Source organism: Streptomyces sp. NBC_00569 (genome assembly GCF_036345255.1).
Taxonomy (GTDB): domain Bacteria; phylum Actinomycetota; class Actinomycetes; order Streptomycetales; family Streptomycetaceae; genus Streptomyces.
Genome location: NZ_CP107783.1, coordinates 818242 through 833753 on the forward strand (window position 1 = coordinate 818242; position 15512 = coordinate 833753).

Here is a 15512-nt window from a genome sequence, read left to right on the forward strand (position 1 = left end):
ACGCCTCCGTCGGCCGCACGGCCGACAGCAGCCCGCGCCGACAGCAGCCCGCCCCCACCCGCCGACTCGGCCGGGCGCGCGCAGCATGCCGGCCGGTCGCATCCGCCTCACACCCCAGGGACACGAAGTGGTGACGAAGACCCACACGACCACCAACGCAGCGCACGTCGCAGGCGAGGCGACGCTCGACAGGATCTCCTGGATCAAGCTCTCCTCGGTCACCCTGCCGCTGGCCACGCCGATCAGCGACGCCAAGGTCCTCACCGGGCGTCAGAAGCCCATGACCGAAGTGGCGTTCCTCTTCGTGGAACTGGAGACCGAGCAGGGGCACGAGGGCATCGGCTTCAGCTACTCCAAGCGGGCCGGCGGCCCCGGCCAGTTCGCCCACGCCCGGGAGATCGCCGACAACCTGCTCGGCGAGGACCCCAGCGACATCGGCAAGATCTGGACGAAGCTGGCGTGGTCCGGCGCCTCGGTGGGCCGCAGCGGTCTGGCCACGCAGGCCATCGCCGCGTACGACGTGGCCCTGTGGGACCTCAAGGCCAGGCGCGCCGGCCTGCCACTGGCCAAACTCCTGGGCGCCCACCGCGACTCCGTACGCTGCTACAACACCTCCGGCGGCTTCCTGCACACCCCGACCGAGCAGGTGCTCGACAACGCATCCGCCTCCCTGGCCAGCGGCATCGGCGGCATCAAGATCAAGGTCGGCAACCCCGACCGCAAGCAGGATCTGCGCCGCCTGACCGCCGTCCGCGAGCACATCGGCGACGGCGCCCCGCTGATGGTCGACGCGAACCAGCAGTGGGACCGGCCGACCGCCCAGCGGATGGGCCGGGCCATGGAGGAATTCGACCTCGTCTGGATCGAGGAGCCGCTCGACGCCTACGACGCGCAGGGTCACGCCGCGCTCGCCGCGTCGCTCGACACCCCCATCGCCACCGGCGAGATGCTCGCCAGCGTCGCCGAGCACTACGAGCTGATCCGCCACAACGCGGCGGACATCATCCAGCCCGACGCGCCCCGCATCGGGGGCATCACGCAGTTCCTCAAGCTCGCCGCGCTCGCCGAGCACCACAACCTCCAGCTCGCACCGCACTTCGCGATGGAGATCCACCTCCACCTCGCGGCCGCCTACCCGATCGAGCCGTGGGTGGAGCACTTCGACTGGCTGGAGCCGCTGTTCAACGAGCGCCTCACCATCAGCGACGGCCGCATGCACGTCCCGTCCCGCCCCGGCCTCGGCATCACCCTCACCGACCAGGCCCGCGCCTGGACCCAGGCCACCCACGAGACCGGCAAGCGCCACTGACACCTCGTCACGCAACGCCCTCTCCCGTCCGCGCCACCCCATGGGGGGCGCGGACGAGCCATGTCCGCACCTTCCACGCGTCATACCGACCCGGTATCACCGGATGCGAAATCAGTGTTGGACCAGCATGAGTCGTTGCTCGTAACGTCGTCACCAGGGGCACTCGTCGCGCCTCACCCCGACTCCAGGAGCAGAACGCAGATGACGTCGTCCTACACACCGTCAGAACTCGGCCGGCGCATCGGAACCGGCCTCCTGTCCTTCCCCGTCACCCACTTCACGGCCGACGAACTCTCCTTCGACGAGAGCGCCTACCGCGACAACATCACGCGCCTGGCCGAGTACGAGGTGGGCGGCCTGTTCGCCGCGGGCGGCACCGGCGAGCTCTTCTCCCTGACGGGCTCCGAGGTCGAGCGCGTCGTCGCCGCAGCCGTGCGGAGCGCCCCCGAGGACACGCCCGTCCTGGCCCCGGCCGGCTACGGCACCCGCACGGCCGTCGAGTACGCGCAGGCCGCGGAACGCGCGGGCGCCGACGGCATCCTGCTCTTCCCGCCGTACCTCACCGAGGCCGGACAGGAGGGTCTGGCCGACCACGTGGAGGCCGTGTGCCGCTCCACATCGCTCGGCGTCATCGTCTACAGCCGCGCCAACGCCGTCTACACCGCGCCCACCCTCGCCCGGATGGCCGACCGCTGCCCCAACCTCATCGGCTACAAGGACGGCGTCGGCGACATCGACGCCATGACGCGGATCCACACCCGCCTCGGCGAGCGCCTCACCTACATCGGGGGCCTGCCCACCGCGGAGATGTTCGCCCTTCCGTACCTCGAACTCGGCGTCACCACCTACTCGTCGGCCATCTTCAACTTCCTGCCCGAGTTCGCCCTCGAGTTCTACGGCGCCGTCCGCGAGCGCAAGCACGACACCGTCATCAAGCTCCTCGACGACTTCGTCCTGCCGTACACCGAGATCCGCAACCGGCGGCCCGGCTACGCGGTGAGCATCGTGAAGGCCGGGATGACGGCGGTCGGCCACAGCGCGGGTCCGGTGCGCCCGCCTCTGACCGACCTGACGCAGGACGAACTGGCCGAGCTCACCACGCTGATCAACGGCCAACTCACACAGACGACCTGACGCCTCGTCGGGGCGTCGGGGCGTCGGGGCGTCGGGGCGTCGGGGCGTCGGGGCGTCGGGGCGTCGGCCAAGGGAGTAGCGGGCCGGCCGGCCGGTTCACAGCTTGAACACCACTCCGCGCCACGTCCACCCCGCGCCGAGGACCGCGTCCTGCAACGGGACCTTCATCTCGGCGGGGTCGAAGCGGAACACCTCCGTCTTGCGCAGACGGCCGTCCGGCCCCCGCTGGGCCTCCCACTGCCGGCTCACCACGGTCACCTGCCCCCGGGAGTACTCACGCGACCGGGCCGGCCTGGGCGTGTCCCCGGCCCACGTGACCTCCCACTGCTCGTCGAGTGCGCGCACCTCGTGGCTCTCCGCGTCCAGGCGCATCCTCGTCCGCAGCGTCCGGCTCAGCCGACTCCGGGAGAAGAAGGTGCGCCAGGCCGGCTCCAGGGCCCGCCACTCGGCGACGAGGTCGGCACGCTCGGCAGAGGTGCCGTTGCTTACGGCGTACGGCACGTCGGGCCCGTTGATCGCGAGCAGCGCGGCCCGGACTTCTGCGGCCGGGCACGGTACGACACCGGCGTCGGGATGTCTGGTGCCGGTCAGTCTGTCGAAGGGACCCATCGGGTCAACCTAGGGAGACACCGGCCGACGGACAACGTCGCCGCCGGCCTGCGCCATGCCCCTCGCGCAGACCAACCAGTGTCCTCGCGCCTCATTTCCGCCGGCTCCGGGAGAACCACCGGCCGGCCTCCGTAGCGAGGCCCAGCGCAAGTACCGAGCCCAGCAACGAGGCCACCAGGGCCTGCGAGACGGCTGCCGCCTTCAGGCCCACCTCGAAAAAGCCGACAGCGGCCAGGCCGGGCAGCGCCGAGCCGACACTCAGCACCACGACGAGCCGAAGTGTCCCGTCAGGCACGGAACGCCCCTGCGCCGCCCAGACCTTCAGGCTCTCCCGGAACCAGAACAACGCCAGAGCCGCCGCTTCGAGGCCGGTGACCACCGCCGCCAGGACAAGATCGACCACCCAGCCCAACATGCCCCCATGCTTCCGCGCCGACCGGATCGCGGCCTGAGTACGGATACTCAGGAACCCCGCACTCAGGCGCGATTTTGCCGTCATTTTTGCATCCGACCGCACAACCATTTCATGAATACCATTCGCGCTACCGCGCACAAAAGAATTCGAAGAATGGTGGAACTGGCGGACCGCGAGTGCAGTCTTATCCCGTGACCAGAAGCCCGCAGCATTCACTGCGGCACCGAATGACGGGGAAGGTTTCACCGACCATGCACGCTCGCACCCGCACCGCTCTCTTCGCCTCCGCGGCCATCGCGGCCACGCTCTCCCTCACCGCGATCACCCCGGCCCTGGCCGGCACGTCCGCCCACACCACGGCGGTCGCGGCCGCCCCCGCTCCGTCCCAGGGCGACCCGCGCAGCACCACCGGCCGCGTCGCCGATTTCTACGGCGCGTACATCGACTCGATCTGGGACAACGAGGACCCGGCCGCCGGCGCCAACGCCAAGGCGCTGCGCGCCTTCTACCTGTCGGCGGCGGCGCAGAAGAAGGTTGCCGCGTTCGAGGCGAAGGAGCACGCCGACGGCATCCTGTTCGCGCAGAACGTGCCCGTGAAGTGGAAGGTCGACTACACGGGCTCCGGCGCCGGGCACGCGACCTCGCTGGTCACGCTGACCTGGAGCGACGGGACGAACGCCGAGGTCACCAAGATCAAGGTCCAGTCGGACCTCCAGACCCGCAAGATCACCGACCTGGCGGCCGTCAACTAGCCCGCACCACCCACCGACGGCCCGTATCGGAGAAGTCCGGTACGGGCCAGGCGCATATCCCTTTCACAGGGAAATCAATATGCATTGCTCTCGGTTGCAATCTCACGAACCGCGCCCAACTCTTCAGCACAGACAGATTTCGCGTACTCAAAATTCAGTCCGCTCCGAGGATCCCGGCAGATGCAAGCAATGCAGTAGTTCTCGGCTGCGCGCGAGCGGCCCGGGGTACTCCGGCCGAGTCAACCGGCGTGCGTCGTAGTGACGTTGTGGGAGCGAGTACTGCTGCCGTGGTCGCCGTAGGGGCCTGACCGACCTCGACTGCTCGTCAGACGACAAAGGGCAAGGAGAGTGACCACTCCCTTGCCCTCCTCAACATATAGCGCACGGGGGGCCTTGCGGCAAGGCCCCGGTACTGGAGCAGAATGGCCGGCCTAACGAGCTCGTGCACGGTAGGCGGGGAGGCGTCGAGCCTCGATGGTTGATCATGGTCAGGTGGTGGGGAACTCAACACGTGCGGTGATCATCAGCAATCGGCGGATCACGGGCCTGACTGAGGTAGTGATCGCTGAACTCGTTGAGGAGGTCGGCCCGTTGTGGCAGGAGCGTCACCAGGCCCGGCTCACCTCCCGGTCGCGGAAACGGGCCGTGGGCGCCGGCGCGAAGCACCGGCTGGTGTTCGTCGACCGGCTCCTGGCCACGCTCGTCCATCTTCGTCACGGGGTCACCCACGACGTGCTGGCCTGCTGGTTCGGCGTGGACCGCTCCACCATCACCCGGGCCATCGGTGAGGTACGGCCCCTGCTCGCTGAGAGAGGCTGCACCGTCAGCCCCGACGTGCGGCTGCGGTCTCTGGCCGACGTCGTCGACCACCTCGGCTCGAGCGGGTCGACCGGCATCATCGACGGCACCGAGATCCGGGTCCGTCGGCCCGCCGCCGGACGCAAGGACCGCGATACGTTCATCTCCGGCAAGAACAAGCAGAACGCCGTCAAGTCCATGGTGGTCACGGACGGCGAGGGGCGCGTGCTGTGGTGCAGCCCGGCACGGCCCGCGAGCTGCGCTGACATCACCCACGCCCGCCAGTTAGGGCTGGTCAAGCTCTTGGCCGACGGGCCTGCGATTGAGGTCCTCGCCGATGCCGGCTACCAGGGACTGGGCGCGCAGACCGGCGGCCGGGTGGTGACACCACCACACCGCAAGTTCAAGAAGAACGCCCCGGACTGGTACGAGGAGATACACGAGCGACAGCGCAAGGCACACTCCTCACGTCGTATCCGGGTCGAGCACGGCATCGCCCATCTGAAGAACTGGCGGGCCCTGGCCCGCCACCTCGGACGCCGCGAGCACATGAGCGACACCGTCCAGGCCGTCGCGGGCCTGCTGTCTCATCAGCAGACCGCGGACCTGACGTCGACACGGCAGAGGTGAACACCGAGTCCCGCCGCCATCCTCGACGCCTCCCCGCCTACCGTGCACGAGCTCGTAAGGGCTGTCCCGTAAATGATCTGCGAGTCGCTCGGGTGAGGTTGACCGAGTGGTCCGTGGGTCTACCCGGCGAGGGCGAGGTTGTGCATCCGGGCGATGCCGAGCATGGCGTGGTGGACGCCGTCGCCTTTGAGGCGGCAGTCGCGGAGGATCTTCCAGGTCTTCATGCGGGCGAAGACGTGCTCGACGCGGGCGCGGACCTGCTTGTGGGACTTGTTGTGGTTCTCTTTCCAGTCCGGGAGTTCGGTCTGGCCTCGCTGCCGGCGGTGAGGGATGACGAGTCCGGTGCCGGGGTAGCCGCCGTCGGCGATGGTGAGGGTCTTGCCGACGGCGGCCTTAGCGCCGGATTCTTCCCATGCCTTGCAGTCGTTGCGGTTCCCGGCGAGCGGCCGGCCGACCACGACGACCCGGCGGGTTTCGGCGTCGATGACGACCTGGTGGTTGGTGGAGTACCGGTAGTTCTTCGACCGCTCGGCGATGGTGTGATCCCGGGTGGGGACCAGAGTGCCGTCCACGATGAGCACGGCATCCTTGGCGAACCGCTTGCGCGACTGGAGCCCGAGCATCGGCCCCAGGTGGTCGATGATGCGGTCCGCTGCCGATTTCGAGATCCCGAACAGCGGAGCGAGCTGTCGCATGGTCAGGTTCGTTCGCCAGTACGCGGTGACCAGCAAGGTCCGGTCTTCCAACGGGAGGCTCCATGGGCGGCCCTTGCGGACCGAGTCCGCACCTGCGCGACGCAGTACCGTCACCAGCTTCCCGAAGGCGCGCGGGCTCAGCCCGGAGAACGGGGCTATCCAGGACGGCTCCGACGCCGTGATCACACCAGTCACATTAAGATCATCTCGTCCACGTGACCACTTCTTCAGAGAGCCACCGGGGGCTCTCGTCGGCCGTCCTCCTGAGCTGCGACACTCTGCACGTGATCTATCCCGCGACAGACCGGCTGTCCTCCGCCGAACGCGCCTTCATGATCAACGCCACCGAGATCGACATCCTCCCCGGCGTCTGGGGCGACCTCGACGAGCCGCTGGTCTCAGGGCCCGCCTCGGCTCTCGTCTCGATCCTCCTTCCCCTCGTCGACAGAGGATGGATCGAAGTGTGTCGGCTCGTGCCCTGGACAGCGCCGGATGGCTCTCTCGGGCAGCAGCCCGGTCTCCCCATCCCGAAGCAGGACCTTCCCGCAGTCCTGGCGGACGTCGAGAACTGGGAGTATCCGCAATCCGGTGAGTGGCTGGGGCGCCTCACGCTGACCCTCACCGAAGCGGGACAGAGCATCCCCCGCTGACACTCAGTCCCGACGGCACCTCTCCGCTCTCTGCAAGATCCTCCGCGGCTGCCGCCTCAAGGACGAAGGCGTTCACCATGCCGTGCTCGGCATCGCCCGCCTATAGAGCCTCACCCACACCAGATGAGGCACAGCGTCGCTGGTCAACCGGCATGTCGTAGATCATTTACGGGACAGCCCTTAGAGGTCCTAACAAAGGCGTTGGACGTGGCGGTGCGTGATGAGGCAGGTGGCGAGTCCGAGGAAGGCCTCGTGGATGTCGTCGCGTCTTTCCCAGCGGATGCGTAGGCGGCGGAAGCCGTGCAGCCAGGAGATCGTCCGCTCGACGACCCAACGGAAGACACCCAGACCGGAGCCGTGCGGTTGACCGCGTTCGGCGATCACCGGGCGGATGCCACGTGCCCGCACCAGGCGCCGATATTTGTCGTGGTCGTAGCCGCGGTCAGCGAAGAGCAGGTCGGGCCGACGCCGTGGCCGGCCGACAACACCGCCGACGGCGGGAATCTTGTCGAGCAGGGGCAGCAACTGCGTGACGTCATTACGGTTTCCACCAGTCAGCGACACCGCAAGCGGGATCCCTTGCCCGTCGGTGATGACGTGGTGCTTGCTGCCCGGACGTGCGCGGTCGACCGGACTGGGCCCGCTTTTGGGCCCCGCCGGGCCGCCCGGACATGGGAAGAGTCGATCACCGCCCGAGACCAGTCCAGCTGGTGCTTCGACCGCAGTTCCTTCAGCAGCACTACGTGGAGCTTGTCCCACACGCCGGCCTCGTTCCAGGCGGCCAGGCGCCGCCAGCAAGTCATGCCTGAGCCGAAGCCCAACTCCTGGGGCAGGTACTCCCATTGGATACCGGTGTGCAGGACGAACAGGATCCCGCACAACGCTTGGCGGTCCGGCACTCGCGGTCGGCCCTCAACCAGCTTCGGGACCGGCTTGGGCAGTAACGGCTTGATGAGCGACCACAGTTCGTCCGACACGATCCATGGCCGCGACTGACGTTTCCCCATGAACAGACCAACGACCCGACAAGCCAACAGTCACATGATCGACAGCTTTTGTTAGAGCCACTTAGGCCAGGACCTGCGGAAATCGGGGATTCGCGAAGTGCTTGCACCTCTGTCGACGTACGCTCCCGCGTGATCGTGTGCGCGTCGTCGGACTTCGCGGCGCGGCCGGCCGTCATTCAACTCGTCATGTAGGGGATTTCATGATCGACGTCATCGTGGTCGGCAGTGGACCGACCGGCTTGATGCTGGCCGGTGAGCTGCGGCTGCACGGCGTGAACGTGGTCGTGCTGGAGAAGTTGACCGCGCCGACCAAGGAGTCCCGCGGGCAGGGCCTGCACGCGCGCAGCGTGGAGGTGATGGACCAGCGCGGCCTGCTGGACCGGTTCCTCGGGGTCAGTGAGAAGTTCAGCGTCGGCGGCCTCTTCGGCGGCATCGTCAAGCCGTGGCCGGACCGGTTGGACACCGCGCACCCCTTCGGCGTCCAGGCCTCGCAGCCGGTCACCGAGCGGCTGCTCGACGAGCGGGCGCGCGAACTCGGGGCCGAGATCCGGCGCGGGTGCGAGGTGGCCGGTGTGAGCCAGGACGAGGACGGGGTGACCGTCGAATTGACCGACGGCACACGGCTGCGCTCGCGCTTCCTCGTCGGGTGCGACGGCGGCCGCAGCGTGGTGCGCAAGCAGCTCGGCGTCGACTTCCCCGGTGAGCCCGCCACGATCGAGACGCTGCTGGGCGAAATGGCGGCGACCGAGGATCCGGCGACGATCGCCGCCGTTGTCGAGGAGGTCCGTAAGACCCAGTTGCGGTTCGGTGTCATCCCCCAGGGGGACGGGATGTACCGCGTCGGCGTGCCCGCCGCGGATGTGGCCGAGGACCGTGCGGCCCCGCCGACCCTCGACGATTTCAGGGAGCAGCTCCTCGCGACGGCCGGCACCGACTTCGGTGTGCACTCGCCGCGCTGGCTGTCCCGGTTCGGTGACGCCACCCGGCAGGCCGAGCGCTACCGGGTCGGCCGGGTGTTCCTGGCCGGCGACGCGGCGCACATCCACCCGCCGACCGGCGGTCAGGGGCTCAACCTCGGTGTCCAGGACGCCTTCAACCTCGGCTGGAAACTGGCGGCGGCGGTCAACGGCTGGGCGCCGGAAGGCCTGTTGGACAGCTACCACTCCGAACGGCACCCGGTGGGTGCCCGCGTGCTGGACAACACCCGTGCGCAGATGACCCTGTTGGGGACCGATCCGGGCGCGACCGCACTGCGGGATCTGTTCTCGAGGCTGATGGACTTCGAGGAGGTGAACCGGTACGTGACCGGGATCATCACCGCGGTCGGGGTCAGCTACGACTTCGGTGAGGGCCACGAGCTGCTCGGCCGTCGGATGCGGGACGTCGAGCTGAAGCAGGGGCGCCTCTACGAGCTGATGCACGACGGACGCGGGCTGCTCCTCGACCCGACAGGCAGCCTCTCGGTGGAGGGCTGGGCGGACCGCGTCGATCACGTCGTCGACGTCAGCGAGGAACTGGACATTCCCGCGGTGCTGCTGCGGCCGGATGGTCACGTGGCGTGGGTGGGCGAGGATCAGCAGGATCTGCTCACTCACCTGTCCAAGTGGTTCGGCTCCGCCGCGAGTTGAGTGCATGAGTGCGGGCAGAAGGGCCTCGTAGGCGCGAAATGAGATGAATGAGGGGCCGCCCAAGTCGCGTTGGGCGGCCCCTCATCCGTCCCCGATGACCGCCCCACCCATCCGCGCCCCGGAACCTTCCGAGAAGCGGAACTCCGTCCCCAACTCGCCTGCTCCGCACGGGAGTTATTCAACCTTCACCCCTCGGATCACAACCCTGATCAAACCATGTTGATCGTCACGTCGTGATGGAACTGGTTGCCTTCTTCGCCCGGTTGGCCTGGTTGCCCGGGCGCCGCCGCTCCCCATGGGAATACTTGCCGCGACATCGAATGCATGTCGGAATTCGAGGCCGACCGGCCAAGTCCCGCCCCGGCAACCTGGGCGGAGCACCTCCGCCTTCGGCGGCAGCCGGTACGAGACGACCTGGTCGCCCTGGGCGAAGTTTCGCATCCGTGACCGCGCGGTGGGCATCACTCTGCCGGCACCGAAGGACACCGGCCCGAACCCGGACTTCGACAACTCTTGTCAGCCCGAGCCCAGTTGGGGCGCCGTCGACACCAAGAGGCCGGCCGCCAAGGCCGAGCGGCTGCGACATGGTGTACGCGCCGGCCGGCTGCGTGAGGCGTGACTACATGCCGGGGTATGCAGTCAACCCGGCGAGGGCACCGGCCGCTGCCGCACACACGTGGCTGATCAACACCAAGATCCGCAAGGGCGCGCCCCTGAAGCGGCGCGGCAGCGGGAAGCGCACCGCTCCCTGACCCCGCGCAGGGACGCTGAGCGGCTTCCAGGGCTGTCGGAGCTGCCGGTGCCCGATGAACCGTACTGCGCACCAGACGTAGGCCGTTCCCGCCGGTGATGTCGGTCCTTTCGAGTAGCGTGCAGTGCATGACCGACACGATTGGCTGGATAGGGCAGCACACCAACAGCGATCAGCCTGCGCCGGGCAGGGGGATGCTGAGCGGGATCTCCCTGACCCTGGCCCGCGGTTTCGACAGCGACGACGAGTTCCTCATCAGCCTCGGTGCGGACCTCGACGAGCTGGCCGCCCGCACCCCCTACCAGGACCGGGGCCCGCTACCCGCCGACCATCACCCGGCGATGTACGGGACACACGGCGACTGGCTGTACGTCCTGGAGAACTGGGGACGGGCGACCTGGTACACGGGCTACACGGGCGGCGTGAAGTCGATGCGCCCCTACCCGGACGAGGAAATCATCTGCATCACCCTCAACGAATTCAGCCCTCCGCGGATGATCGTGCACGCGCCCGGCGACGGGAACGCCTACCGGGCCGAGTTCACCACCGACACCGGACAGGGATCCGCCCTCGACACCGCGCTCCAGGCGGCCGGGGCCGTCCTGGGGCCACGGCCCGAGGACGACGCAGACATCCCCGCGTACGAAGACCGGTTGGTGAACATCGCGGGCCCCGTGTTCGCCGCGGTCGGCACCTATACGGGAGTGCTCATCGACCAGACCGCCGTCACCACCGGCACTCTGCCCTACGTGGCGCTGCCCGCCGTCTGATCTCCGGCACAACGAGACCGGCCCCACCCCGGGCCGGCGGGGGTGGGGCCGGTCCTTTGCTCTACGGGGTCACTGCGCGGTCAGCTTGCAGATGACCGGCGTGCCTCCGCCGTTGTGGCAGGTGATCCCGGGCGTCATCCGGGTGTCCAGCCAATAGGCATCCTTGTCGCGAAGCCGCATGTCCTTCATGAAGGCGGAGAAGTGGCCGCCCATGGACTCCTGGTTCTCCTTGCCGGAGATCGCGGACCGGCCACACACCTCCTTGAACGTGGGATCCGTACCGTCCAGGCTGAACAGGTGCATCGTCGTGCCGACCTTCTTGGCGAAGGTGCCCAGGCACGCGTCACCGGTCGGCGTGGTCTTGCCCGGCACCAGAGCCGGGTTCAGGCCGCCTTCCGTCGACGACATGCCGCCGCTGTTGTACGACGAGGCGAACGCGAACTCATCGCAGTTCAGTTCGTCCGCGACATCCGTGAGGGCGGAAGCGTCACCGTTCTCCGCGGCCCACCCGGTGGGGCAGATGCGGCCACGGCTGCGACTGTTCTGGTCGTTGTCGCCCATGTAGTACAGCGGCTTGCGCTCAGCCTCGGAGCCGGGGTGTGTCGGGTTGTACGTCTGGATCAGCCAGCCGTGCGCTGCCGCCTGCGGGAACTTCTTCGCGTTGAACTCGTACGTGGGTGCGGAGTTGGCGAACACGCAGCCCGGGGTGACGTCCTTGTCGACGTCCTTGGTGTCACAGCGGATCTGGTCCAGCTCGGACGTGTCCCCGCGGTAGTCCAACGACCACTGGTAGCCGGTCATGAACGGGCGGATCTTCCCGTCCGACGGCAGGATCGCACCGTCGATCTGCACGTCCGGCTTGAACAGCTCCTGCGTGTTCACGCCCGAGGCGTCCCAGGTGTACGGCGTGGTGATCTCCGCCGAGTGCATCTCACCGGGAACCCACCAGTTCTTGCCCTTCCACGCCGAGGCGTCCGGCTGGATCGGCTTGCACGACCCCTGACAGAAGTGCTTCCCGAGGTTCAGGTCGATCTCGGCGAAGTCCAGCGGGATCTGCTGCGCGGGCTCGATCAGGAGGTGCTCGGTGAAACTGTTCGCCCCGTCGAGTTCCAGGGTCCGCACGAACATGAAGTACGCGATGGCGTCAGGGACACCGTCGGTGCGGATGACGACCGGCACCGACCGCACGTCACACTGCGTCTGCCGGGTGGACAGGATGGACGGGAAGTCCGTGTTGCACCACGGGATTTCGGCTACCCCATCAGATGCGGCTGCCATCTTCTCGGCGACCTTCTTGGGCGCCTCGTCCTTCGTGAGCTGCTTACCGAAGCACACCTGACGGCCGTCGTCGTCCTTCGCGCTGCACTGCTCGGCAGCGGGCTTCGTCTTCGCGGCCAGCGTTGCGCCGGCGCCGAGCGGCTTCGTCTGGAGTCCGGACGGCGGGTTGTCGAGTGCCGAGGGATCCGGTGACGTGTAGTCGGGCGCGGGGAGCGTGAGATCGACCGGGGGCTCTACCCGGAACGGCGCCCACGGTGACCACGACGTCTCGTACAGGGACCCGTCGAACGCCGAGGTGTGGAACACGTAGTTCTGGTGCAGGGACAGCTTCCCCGGGGGAACGTCCACCGTGACGAGCGACCCGGAGGCGACGTAGGGGGAGACGATGACGCCGTACGTGGTGTCGTTCAGCTTGACCTTCGTGACCGGCTTACCGGCCGCGTCCGCCGTCCACACCTCGAACGTCAGCGTCGACTTGTCGCCGTCGGCGTCGGTGACGGTGTTCTTGAGCTGGACCTTCTTCTGTGAGACGACCCGCTGAAATCCGGCCGCGTCCTTCTTCGTCGACGGCGAAGCGACTGGGTTCTTTCCGGATACCGGGCGAGAACCGGCCGCGGCGATCGACCGCACTTCGGGACCGGCGGCGGGACGGGTGGACGGTGCGGCGTTCGGGTCCGGCTGCCCGGCACCCGCTGTGTCGGCGGCGCTTGCTGCGGCGCCGGTGCTTGCGAGCATCAGCATGGCCACGCCGACGGCTATGCGTGAAACTATGCGTCTTCTTCTGGATGTACCAGACAAAACGTGCCCCTTCTGATCCTGCCCACGTGTACCCCGGGGCAGGACTGGACGGTTAGATATGTCGCGCGCCACGGAAGTAGAACACGAGAGCGAACCGCCAACCTATGAACTCCCTGTGTTGGTGGGAGAGTTGGTGCACTCGCACAGAAGATTCCGAAACCTTCTGTTCATCCTGTGACTGGCCGGTAACCCTGGATAACCAGCGCATCCCTCGGCTAGCGTCGTGACCGAGTTGCCACACCCGGGGCACAAGGCCCTGTGCGACTAGCAACTTCGAGGGACGTCAAAGAAGTTGACGACTGCACTTCGCACCGAAACCTTCGCCGTACAGCCCTACACACCCCACTGCCGCGTCATCCACGACGAAGGCGAACACGCCGTCATCGGCATCTCCTCGGGCAACGGATACTTCTCCCATCAAAGGGTCCTCGATCTGGCCGCATGGGGCCTGGACAACTTCCGTCAAGTCGATCTGATCTGGACCGACATGCACGTAGCCGAACAGTTCGAAGCCCTCGGCTACGGCTCCGTCGAAGCGCAGCGCAAGTCCGTCAAGAACCTGCGCGGCGTACGCGCCAAGGTGACAGCCGCCGTCGGATCACTGGACCCATCGGGGCAGCGACTGCGCGGACGCCCCATGTCGGACCTCGTACAGATCCCCGCCTACCGCAAGATCCGCGATGAGCTGGACGTCATGCTCAAGGACGACAAAGAGTTCCGCGACGTGTGTGACCAACTCGCCGCCCGGTTCCTCGAGACGAAAGTCGGCGGCCTCGGCGCCACCCGGCAACAACGCCAGGCATGCATCCGCTACGTGTGCGCCGAAGTACCTCTCTTCCTCGACACCCCGGCCATCCTGGGCGTCTCCTCCAGCCTGAACCTCTACCACCAGGCCCTCCCGCTGGCCGACCTGCTGTACGCCCGCGGATCCGGCCTGCGCGCCTCCCGCAACCAGGGACACGCCGTCATCACCCCCGCCGCCGCTGACGACCAGGAGCACGCCGCATGACCACCACCACGATCACCGGCTGCCCCGTCAACCACGACGCCGATCCGCTGCCCCGGTTCCCCTTCGACGCCAACGGCACACGGCTCCCCCATGAGATCGCACACCTGATCACCAGTGAGCCGGTCAAGAAAGTCCGCACCATCGCCGGCGCAGAAGCATGGCTCGTCTCCTCCTATCCCCTGTGCAGACAAGTCCTCGACGACGCCCGGTATTCGCTCAAGGACACGTCCGCGCCCGGGATGCCACGTCAGTACGCGCTGACGATCCCCCCGGAGGTGGTCAACAACATGGGCAACATCACCGGCGCAGGCCTGCGCAAAGCAGTGTTGAAGGCCCTCAACCCCAAAGCCCCGGGCCTGGAAGACTGGCTTCGCGAGCATGCCGCGCACCTCGTCGACCGGATCATGGCCACCGGCGCCCCGAGCGACCTCCGGTACGACTTCACCATCCCGTACTCGACCGGCCTGCACTGCTACATCCTCGGTATCCCACAGGCCGACTCCGCGGCACTGTACGGCTCCCTCGACGTCGCGTTCATGAACAGCCCGCGCGAGATCCCCGCGGCGGCCATGAACTGGGACCGCGACATGGCCCACATGGTGATGCGCCTCAACGACCCCGACACCGGCGGTCTCATGGGTGAACTCGCCGCCCTGCGCGAGGATCCCGCGTACGACCACCTCACAGACGAGATGCTCGCCACCGTCGGCGTCACCATGTTCGGCGCCGGCGTCATCTCCGTCATGGGCTTCCTCACCATGGCGATCGTCTCCCTCATCCAGAACCTCGACCTCAAGGCCCGGCTCGTCGCCGAGCCGGACCTGATCCCGGCCGCCGTCGACGAGCTGCTGCGCATCAACCTGTCCATCGCCGACGGCCTCCCGCGCATCGCCACGGAGACGATGCAGCTCGGAGACGTCACCGTGCAGAAGGGCGAACTCGTCCTGGTGCTCGTCGAGGCCGCCAACCACGACCCCGCCGAGTTCGACGACCCCCACACCGTGCGCCTGGACCGGCCGAACCCGAACGCACACCTGAGCTTCGGCGGCGGCGGCCACTACTGCCCCGCCACCGCCCTCGGGAAGCGACACGCGCAGATCGCGATCGAGACCCTCCTCGACCGGATGCCGAACCTCGATCTCGCCGTCCCGATCGAGCAACTCGTGTGGCGCACCGGCTTCATGAAGCGCATCCCCGAGCGCCTGCCAGTCCTCTGGTAGATCGCGCGCGGACGACAGGGGCCCTCGACACGTGTCGGGGGCCGCTGGTCATGTCCCGT

At 67.7% G+C, this 15512-nt stretch carries 15 protein-coding genes and 1 pseudogene; 11 read left to right on the plus strand and 5 right to left on the minus strand.

The annotated features are described in order from the left end of the window. The first annotated feature begins 127 nt into the window (after positions 1–127). Positions 128–1309: an L-talarate/galactarate dehydratase gene (locus tag OHO83_RS03830; RefSeq protein ID WP_330278661.1), complete on the plus strand. Its 1182-nt coding sequence runs from the start codon at positions 128–130 to the stop codon at positions 1307–1309. Between the two features lie 201 nt (positions 1310–1510). After that, entirely contained in the window at positions 1511–2443 is a 933-nt protein-coding gene (gene kdgD / locus OHO83_RS03835; RefSeq protein WP_330278662.1) for a 5-dehydro-4-deoxyglucarate dehydratase, read from the plus strand. A gap of 96 nt (positions 2444–2539) precedes the next feature. Here kdgD and OHO83_RS03840 read toward each other — a convergent pair whose 3' ends face one another. Continuing rightward, positions 2540–3052 carry a hypothetical protein gene (locus OHO83_RS03840; protein ID WP_330278663.1) on the minus strand — a complete coding sequence of 171 codons (513 nt, stop codon included), beginning with the start codon at positions 3050–3052 and terminating at the stop codon, positions 2540–2542. A gap of 91 nt (positions 3053–3143) precedes the next feature. Continuing rightward, positions 3144–3467: a DUF6234 family protein gene (locus tag OHO83_RS03845; RefSeq protein WP_330278664.1), complete on the minus strand. Its 324-nt coding sequence runs from the start codon at positions 3465–3467 to the stop codon at positions 3144–3146. Positions 3468–3718: 251 nt separating this feature from the next. On the opposite strand from OHO83_RS03845, the gene OHO83_RS03850 reads away from it, so the two are divergent. Further along, positions 3719–4219, plus strand: a complete 501-nt coding sequence (locus OHO83_RS03850; protein WP_266678874.1) for a hypothetical protein — start codon at positions 3719–3721, stop codon at positions 4217–4219. Between the two features lie 558 nt (positions 4220–4777). Further along, positions 4778–5647 carry a transposase family protein gene (locus OHO83_RS03855; protein WP_330278665.1) on the plus strand — a complete coding sequence of 290 codons (870 nt, stop codon included), beginning with the start codon at positions 4778–4780 and terminating at the stop codon, positions 5645–5647. Between the two features lie 119 nt (positions 5648–5766). On the opposite strand, the gene OHO83_RS03860 is transcribed toward OHO83_RS03855, so the two are convergent. Next, a complete protein-coding gene (locus OHO83_RS03860; RefSeq protein WP_330278666.1) occupies positions 5767–6537 on the minus strand; it encodes a transposase in 771 nt (256 codons plus the stop codon). A 20-nt stretch (positions 6538–6557) separates the two neighbouring features. Here OHO83_RS03860 and OHO83_RS03865 point away from each other — a divergent pair, with 20 nt between their 5' ends. After that, complete coding sequence (locus tag OHO83_RS03865; RefSeq protein WP_330278667.1) at positions 6558–6992, plus strand: hypothetical protein; 435 nt, start codon at positions 6558–6560, stop codon at positions 6990–6992. Positions 6993–7181: 189 nt separating this feature from the next. Here OHO83_RS03865 and OHO83_RS03870 read toward each other — a convergent pair. Continuing rightward, positions 7182–7999 (minus strand): annotated as a pseudogene (locus OHO83_RS03870) (IS5 family transposase). A gap of 200 nt (positions 8000–8199) precedes the next feature. Here OHO83_RS03870 and rox point away from each other — a divergent pair. From rox to OHO83_RS03890, 4 genes are all read left to right on the plus strand, one after another. Then, the gene (gene rox, locus OHO83_RS03875; protein ID WP_266678872.1) at positions 8200–9627 is read left to right on the plus strand and encodes a rifampin monooxygenase; all 1428 of its coding nucleotides are present in this window, start codon (positions 8200–8202) and stop codon (positions 9625–9627) included. 454 nt (positions 9628–10081) lie between these two features. Further along, positions 10082–10246 carry a hypothetical protein gene (locus OHO83_RS03880; protein WP_330278669.1) on the plus strand — a complete coding sequence of 55 codons (165 nt, stop codon included), beginning with the start codon at positions 10082–10084 and terminating at the stop codon, positions 10244–10246. Positions 10247–10250: 4 nt separating this feature from the next. Further along, positions 10251–10379, plus strand: coding sequence for a hypothetical protein (locus OHO83_RS03885; protein WP_330278670.1), 129 nt, complete (start codon positions 10251–10253; stop codon positions 10377–10379). 127 nt (positions 10380–10506) lie between these two features. After that, positions 10507–11148: a hypothetical protein gene (locus OHO83_RS03890; protein WP_330278671.1), complete on the plus strand. Its 642-nt coding sequence runs from the start codon at positions 10507–10509 to the stop codon at positions 11146–11148. A 69-nt stretch (positions 11149–11217) separates the two neighbouring features. Here the strand turns inward: OHO83_RS03890 and OHO83_RS03895 are convergent, their stop codons facing one another. Then, positions 11218–13167, minus strand: a complete 1950-nt coding sequence (locus tag OHO83_RS03895) for a hypothetical protein (RefSeq protein ID WP_330278672.1) — start codon at positions 13165–13167, stop codon at positions 11218–11220. Between the two features lie 349 nt (positions 13168–13516). Here OHO83_RS03895 and OHO83_RS03900 point away from each other — a divergent pair, with 349 nt between their 5' ends. Together OHO83_RS03900 and OHO83_RS03905 are read left to right on the plus strand one after the other, a co-directional pair. Next, complete coding sequence (locus tag OHO83_RS03900; protein WP_330278673.1) at positions 13517–14233, plus strand: tRNA-dependent cyclodipeptide synthase; 717 nt, start codon at positions 13517–13519, stop codon at positions 14231–14233. Then, on the plus strand, positions 14230–15453 hold the full coding sequence (locus tag OHO83_RS03905; RefSeq protein ID WP_330278674.1) for a cytochrome P450: 1224 nt from the start codon (positions 14230–14232) through the stop codon (positions 15451–15453). The genes OHO83_RS03900 and OHO83_RS03905 overlap by 4 nt, the downstream gene beginning before the upstream one ends. Positions 15454–15512: the final 59 nt, after the last annotated feature.

Bases quoted from the DNA above. Each gene is read 5' to 3' on its own strand.
- kdgD (WP_330278662.1), top strand. From the start codon at position 1,511: ATGACGTCGTCCTACACACCGTCAGAACTCGGCCGGCGCATCGGAACC.
- OHO83_RS03840 (WP_330278663.1), bottom strand. From the start codon at position 3,052: ATGGGTCCCTTCGACAGACTGACCGGCACCAGACATCCCGACGCCGGT.
- OHO83_RS03845 (WP_330278664.1), bottom strand. From the start codon at position 3,467: ATGTTGGGCTGGGTGGTCGATCTTGTCCTGGCGGCGGTGGTCACCGGC.
- OHO83_RS03850 (WP_266678874.1), top strand. From the start codon at position 3,719: ATGCACGCTCGCACCCGCACCGCTCTCTTCGCCTCCGCGGCCATCGCG.
- rox (WP_266678872.1), top strand. From the start codon at position 8,200: ATGATCGACGTCATCGTGGTCGGCAGTGGACCGACCGGCTTGATGCTG.
- OHO83_RS03885 (WP_330278670.1), top strand. From the start codon at position 10,251: ATGCCGGGGTATGCAGTCAACCCGGCGAGGGCACCGGCCGCTGCCGCA.
- OHO83_RS03890 (WP_330278671.1), top strand. From the start codon at position 10,507: ATGACCGACACGATTGGCTGGATAGGGCAGCACACCAACAGCGATCAG.
- OHO83_RS03895 (WP_330278672.1), bottom strand. From the start codon at position 13,167: ATGCTGATGCTCGCAAGCACCGGCGCCGCAGCAAGCGCCGCCGACACA.
- OHO83_RS03905 (WP_330278674.1), top strand. From the start codon at position 14,230: ATGACCACCACCACGATCACCGGCTGCCCCGTCAACCACGACGCCGAT.